Source organism: Pseudomonas sp. K5002, from assembly GCF_013386655.1.
Lineage (GTDB): Bacteria > Pseudomonadota > Gammaproteobacteria > Pseudomonadales > Pseudomonadaceae > Aquipseudomonas.
This window is the reverse complement of record NZ_JACARK010001652.1, coordinates 1-394: the sequence shown is the minus strand read 5'-3', so window position 1 is coordinate 394 and position 394 is coordinate 1. Positions and strand designations below refer to the sequence as shown.

The following is a 394-nucleotide window of genomic DNA, read 5'->3' as shown; positions in this document are numbered from 1 at the left end:
TTGCACCTGCTGGATAAAGAGCAGGCACAGGCGCGCGCCGGGATAACGCTGGAGCACGGCGGCTTGTTCTTCCCCGAAGGCGGCTGGGTTCACCCGCCGGCGCTGTGCGAATGGCAAGCCAGGCACCCGCTGATCGAAGTGCTCCAGCACCACGACGCCCTTGAGCTCAAGCAGGTCGACAGTCAGTGGCAGGCGTTGCAGGGCGATACGGTTCTGGCTCAAGCCAGTGTGGTCGTGCTGGCCGGCGCCGCCGAGATCAAGCGGTTTTCCTTCAGCGCTGACTTGCCCCTCAAGCGCATCCGCGGGCAAATCACTCGCCTGCCGCAAACGGCGCAAAGCCAGGCGTTGGCCACAGTGGTGTGCGCCGAGGGCTACGTCGCCCCGCCACGCCTGG

At 66.2% G+C, this 394-nt stretch carries 1 protein-coding gene; it reads left to right on the top strand.

Features of this window, described 5'->3' with window-relative positions:
• A partial coding sequence (locus tag HX846_RS38510) for an FAD-dependent oxidoreductase (protein WP_178967615.1) occupies positions 1-394 on the top strand: 394 nt, incomplete at both ends.